We start from the raw sequence: 5,479 nt of genomic DNA, 5'->3' as shown, positions 1-5,479 counted from the left end.
GTTAAGATCATTAATAGCAGTTAGCGCCTTAGTGATCTTCCAAGTGGTCGCAATGTCATTATAAAAACGCTGGTCGTGGTTGTCACGAGGATCTTCCGGGCCGATGTGCGTGATCGCTAGCGACGTCAAGTTTCCATCCAGCAAATTCAGCCCGATTCCGCCTTCAAATGCCAGGGAATTATTGATGTCGTTTAAAGCCATGTTGGCTCCCCGATTTAGCCCGCCGTACAGGTCCAGCCATTTCGTTACGTGAAGCGTAGCCAGAAAGCCGGTATCGGTGAACGGCACGCCGAAGTTGAAGAGATAGCTGTGCGAGTAGAATACGTTGCTACGCGGGTCGATGCTCTCCGCTCCCATCGGATCGGCGTATTTGCCGATTTTGATGTCCAAGCCACCGGCGGTGCTGGGGATGGGTGCATGCAGGGTTAACGAGAGTTCCGGAACGTCGATTTGCACCCGGGAGTCGAAAGTCAAGTCAAGGGGTCCCGTGGCTTTCGTGTATCGCGCATCGCTACCGACGAGGAACCATCCCTTAAAGGCCCAATCGAACCCGGTGGCATTTGGATCGAGCGTCCGTTCGGCGACAATAGACGCCTGGTTCAGCAATGGTTCATTCGCGCGATCGGTAAAGAGGTGACCGAAATTGTGGTTGTCCTCGGGCGAGTCCGGGTTGCCGGTGATGCCGGCTTCAACCCAGCCGTAGAGCTTAAAGCGTGACTCCGGCGGTTTGGGTTGTTCCACGACGGCCTTTTTGCCGTCCGTCGTGCTGGTGCCGTCATTGTCGCCGGCATACAACGCAACAGGCAGGGTCAGCGCGAAAAGGCCGAAAGCAACAAGGCACCGCCTGATCAACAGCCGATTGGAGTTGATAACTTTCAAACTAGGATCTCCTTGGTAATGTGTCTGCTATGTGGTTAGGCGTAAGTCAGCGCGCAAACAAATCGCTGAAGCTGACGGTTGAAGCAATTCTTGCGCCACGTTTGCCTTGCTGAGACGCACTGGTGATCGCGTACAGAAAGCGGCCGCTTTGTTAAGTACGTTGCTCCGTCTGCGCCCAGCCCCGAAGTGGCGTTAGACACCAAAATAATCAGCGGGACCGGACCGCCTGCTGTCACAAATCGCGCATTGTAAAGCTCAGGAGCAGAGTTGCTGGCGCAAATTGCCCACGTTTCTGCCCGAACCTCGCCAACGGATCATGAAAGCGACGCCAAGACCAGTTTCCCCGCAGCCCTCGAATTTCGCAGGTATTCGTCTGTTTGCCCGTGCGCGCGTCTCGACAGCACGTTTATGATGCAACACGACAGTATCTTTCTTCCCCCCGTGGTCGCCGTGGCTCGCCGTGTTCGCCGTGTGAACTCTTACGTTGTGCCCGCCAAACCCGCTGTGCCCGCCGTGTGACGGTGTACGTCGCATTTTCTCACGTTTTGAAGAACCCTGGCATAGCGCGTGCTCCAATGGCCGCCTCGGTTTCTAACTGATTCATCTCTCATCCTTATGCCTGAAGCCGTTCAACCCACCACCAAGCCGACCCTCGGCTTAACGGGGTTAACCATGAACGCCATGGCGCTGATTGCGCCCGGGGCCTTCCTTTGGTTAACCTATGCGCAGCAATGTCTCTATGGTGCCCCGATGGCCGGTTCGGCCATGTGGTTCGGGATCGTTGTGGCATTGTTGCTCTGTTTTGCGACTGCAATCTGTTACGCTGAACTCTCCAAGTTGTATCCCGGAGCCGGTTCTTCCTATTTCTTTGCGGAGCAAGCGTTCCTTTCCAAAACCAAGGCGTACCGATTCGCTCGGATCGCGAAATTTGCCGTGGGCTGGGCCAGCCATCTGTATTATTGGGTCTACCCTGGCGTCATGGTGGGCGTGACCGCATTGCTGGTCGGCTACCTGCTCGGCCAATTGTTCCCGGCCATCTTCAATTCTGCGGTGCCGAGCCCGATTTTCATGATCCTGTTCGCGCTCGTTTTCCCTTTCCTGATCGGCTACATCGCCTATCGGGGGGTCACCGGCGCCACTTCGGTCAACATCGCCGTCAACGTCATCCAGATCACCGCCCTGGTCGTCTTTTCGGTGATTGCCATCGCCTACCGGGTGAACCACACCGAAGGAGCGAAGGGCATCACCCTCAACCCGGACGGCTTCCCGGTCTCAAAGGTTATCGCAACCCAGACGACCAAAGACGCCGGTGGAAATGACGTCACCAATCCCCTCAAGGACAAGGACGGCAACTACGTTTTCGAGAAGAACCCGGACGGCACCGATAAGGACGTCACCCTGACCTACGCTCCGGACCAGGCGATTGATAAAGGCGCCGATCCGAAAAATCCGGCCGACACATTTCAGTTTCATCCCAACGCCCTGTCGGTCATCTCGCCGCACGGCTTCAGCTACGCCATCATTCAGGCGTGCATCGCCATCCTCATCCTGGTCGGATTTGAATCGGTCACGGCCATGGGTGAAGAAGCGCGTAACGCCAAGCGCGACATTCCGCGGGCGGTTTTGTTGTCGCTCCTGATCCAGGGAGTGATCTGCTACCTGTTTGAATATTTTGCCGCCAATTACTTCCTTAACAGCGGTTACAAGATGACCCAGGCGGCGGGTTCCCCGGCTCCGATCGGCGACATGATGCAGATGGTCGGCACCTGGATATTCGGCAGCGCCCAGGGTGGCTGGTGGTTCATGTTCATTGAGGCGATCACCGTCTTTCTGGCCCTGATCGGCACCACTTTGTCGTGCATCAACACCGGCGCCCGGGTGACCTACGCGATGGGCCGGGACGCGGAATTGGCGGGCGACTTCGGGGTGCTTCACACCAGAAACCTCACTCCGCACCGGTCCATCTGGATGCTTTGCGGGATCTCCGCGGTGATCGGGGTCTTTGCCGTGATCCTTTACTTCTGCGGCGGCGCGGCCCTGACCGATGACACCATCAAAGGATTGCCGCACAACCTCTGGTACAGCTTCGGCATCTTCCCGCATGACCTGGCGGTAAACATCCCGCAAAGCCTGCTCATCGTGACCCTGGCGAGCAACTTCGGCACTTTCATGCTGTACATGATGACCAACATCATCGCCATCGTTGCCTTCCGCGAACACCACAGTTTCCACGGGTTCAAGCACGTCGTCGTGCCGGTGTTCGGTTTGCTGGCGAACCTGCTTTGCATGCTGTTCTATCTCGTTGGCCCGTTCATCGTGGCCGGCATGAGCTGGAAAGAGCCTTACATGGCCTTGGGCATTGCCGCCGTCTGGGGCATCTACGGGGCCATCTACTTCTACGGGTCGAGCCGGAAACACTCCAGGCCCATCCTCGTGCAGCAGCCCTCATCGTCAAGCCCTTCGGTGCCTTCCCAGGCATAGACGGCAGACGGCTGATGGCTGACCGTGGTCAGCCCTGCGTTCCATGAGCTGCCGCTTCACCTGGTTGGTAAGCGGCAGCTCTTTTTTGCTCCCTGCCATCCCGATCGTTGCCGCATGCTCCTGAGCGTCGTTTCCCAATCCTCGACCGGTCCCAAACGGGACCGGAACGAGGATTACCTTGGGTTCTGGCAGCCGTCTGACCCGGACGAACGGGTCCGGCGCGGCGCGGTCGCCATTATCGCCGACGGCCTCGGCGGACTCAGGCACGGTGACGTGGCGAGCCGGCTCGCCGTCGAGACCGCACTGGCCGCGTTTCAGAGCGCGGATCCCGCCCTCCCGCCGAAAGCGTTATTCAAACAGATCTTCACCCGGGCCAATACCGTCATCTTTGACGCGGGCATGCAGGACCCGGAGCGGCGCGGCATGGCGACCACGCTCACGGTCTGTATCTTCCGGGACCGGGAACTGCACATCGGCCACGTCGGAGATTCGCGCGTTTACCTGGTGCGCCAGGAACAAATTCGACGGCTCACCGACGATCATTCCTACACCGGGCTGCAGCTCAAGCTCCGGCTTATCACCGAACACGAGGCGCGCGCCAGCAACCTGCGTTCGATGTTAACCCGTTGCGTCGGGTCCGACCCGATGGTCTCCTGCGATTATCGCCGCCTGAAACTGATGTCGCGCGACCGCCTCATGCTCTGCACGGACGGCCTGTATGCGTTCATCAACGACGGCGAGATCGCCGAAGGCGTTGACCGCCTCAACCTCGATGAAATCTGTCCCTACCTCATCGCCCTGGCGGAGCGTCGCGGAACCGACGACAACCTCTCCGCGCAGGTCGTGCAAGTTGACCGCCTGAATGAGCCGAAGTATGACTCGGATGTTTCGGTCCTTAAACGGTCTCGGACAAACGCACACAAAGCCATGGCCCACGAAGTTCAGGCAGGCGACCTGCTCGACGAACGCTTTGAAATCCAGGAAGTGCTCAACCGCAGCGGCATGGCATCCATTTACCGGGCCCTGGACCGTACGTCCGGGCAGATCGTCGCGGTGAAGGTGCCGCACATGCAGTTCGAATCCGACCCGGGCACGTTTTCCCGTTTCCAGCGCGAAGCCGAGATCGGCAAGCGCCTTAACCATCCGCACATCCTCCGGTTCATGGACGTGCCGAACCAAAGCCGGCCTTACATCGTGATGGAATACCTGCAGGGACGCACGCTCAACGACTTGATGAACGAGGTCCGTCCACTGCCGTTGAATGACGCCGTCCAGATCGCCGGCGCCCTTTGTTCGGCCCTGGTCCACATGCACGAAAACAAAATCGTCCATCGCGACCTCAAACCTCAGAACGTCATGATCTGCGATGACGGCACCTTGCGGATCATGGATTTCGGCATCGCGAAGTCCACGGAAATGCGCCGGTTGACCTTTGCCGGTTTCAGCCCGGCGATGGGTACCCCGGATTACATGGCGCCCGAGCAGGTTAAAGGCAAGCGAGGGGACGAGCGGACAGACATCTACAGCCTCGGCGCCATGCTCTATGAGATGACGACCGGCTCCGTGCCGTTTGAAGGGCCGAATCCGTTTATCGTGATGAACTCACGGCTGACCGGCGACCCCGTGGCCCCGCGGCGGCGCAACCCTGAAATCAGCGAGGAACTTGAAGAGGTCATCCTCCACGCGATGGAACGCGAGCCGCAGCGGCGCTACGCCTCCGCCGCGGCCATGAAACATGACCTCGACAACCTTGAGTTGGTCAAGGTGACCGGGCGACATCAACACCTGCGCTCGCCCAAGGCGTGGCGGACCCGCTGGCAAGGGGCCCGCCTGGTGGTCCTGTCAGCCCTGTTTCCCCTGGTGGTATTCGTCGGCGCCCTGTTGCTGGTGCGTTGCCACCACTAGCGCTCGGCGTTCGGAGTTCGGTCACACGGCGGGTACAGCGGGTTTGGCGGGCACAACGACTGAGTTCACACGGCGAACACGGCGAGCCACGGCGAACACGGCGGAAAGAGGAGGAGTGAGGAGTGAGGAGTTCGGAGTTCGGAGTTCGGAGTTCGGAGTTCGGAGTTCGGAGTTCGGAGTTCGGAGTTCGGAGTTCGGAGTTCGGAGTTGGGAG

General features: G+C 59.1%; 3 protein-coding genes. 2 read left to right on the top strand and 1 reads right to left on the bottom strand.

What is annotated here, in order from left to right:
* A partial coding sequence (locus JO015_02620) for an outer membrane beta-barrel protein (protein MBV9997985.1) occupies positions 1-852 on the bottom strand: 852 nt, incomplete at its 3' end.
* Between the two features lie 642 nt (positions 853-1,494).
* On the opposite strand from JO015_02620, the gene JO015_02615 reads away from it, so the two are divergent.
* Positions 1,495-3,360, top strand: coding sequence for an APC family permease (locus tag JO015_02615; protein MBV9997984.1), 1,866 nt, complete (start codon positions 1,495-1,497; stop codon positions 3,358-3,360).
* 24 nt (positions 3,361-3,384) lie between these two features.
* Positions 3,385-5,265, top strand: a complete 1,881-nt coding sequence (locus JO015_02610) for a bifunctional protein-serine/threonine kinase/phosphatase (protein MBV9997983.1) — start codon at positions 3,385-3,387, stop codon at positions 5,263-5,265.
* Positions 5,266-5,479: the final 214 nt, after the last annotated feature.

Source organism: Verrucomicrobiota bacterium (assembly GCA_019247695.1).
Classification (GTDB): Bacteria; Verrucomicrobiota; Verrucomicrobiia; order Chthoniobacterales; family JAFAMB01; genus JAFBAP01.
The sequence above is the reverse complement of the archived record's forward strand: the minus strand, read 5'-3'. Positions and strand labels throughout refer to the sequence as shown.

What these genes read in the sequence shown, in the direction of transcription:
- JO015_02615 (MBV9997984.1), top strand. Translation starts at nt 1,495, where the DNA reads ATGCCTGAAGCCGTTCAACCCACCACCAAGCCGACCCTCGGCTTAACG.